Source organism: Flavobacterium sp. R1_16 (assembly GCF_057652095.1).
In genome coordinates this window covers 1-235 of sequence record NZ_JBYFCG010000060.1, presented here as the reverse complement: position 1 = coordinate 235, position 235 = coordinate 1, and the positions used below count along the sequence as shown (strand labels likewise).

Below are 235 nucleotides of genomic sequence, written 5' to 3'. Positions count from 1 at the left end.
AATAAGTGAAATTAAAAATGAGAAAAATAAAGTTAATCTGGGATTTTAGAGGGCCTGTCTCTTCCAAAACCGCCGAGCATCATGAAATACATCTTAAAAAGTATATTATTTCAGAAAAATTAGACATCAATTATACTGGTGTAGAAATATATAATGAAATGAACGCTGTAGATTAAATGGTGGTTTCTGATTCTATGATTATTCCCGTTAGAGATGCTTTAAAACCAAATCGAGG

General features: G+C 30.6%; 1 protein-coding gene. It reads left to right on the top strand.

Annotation, left to right across the window (positions count from 1 at the left end):
* Positions 1-17: 17 nt before the first annotated feature.
* Positions 18-176, top strand: coding sequence for a hypothetical protein (locus AC23L6_RS13440; protein ID WP_487570235.1), 159 nt, complete (start codon positions 18-20; stop codon positions 174-176).
* Positions 177-235: the final 59 nt, after the last annotated feature.

Coding starts and splice junctions, on each gene's coding strand:
- AC23L6_RS13440 (WP_487570235.1), top strand. CDS start 18: ATGAGAAAAATAAAGTTAATCTGGGATTTTAGAGGGCCTGTCTCTTCC.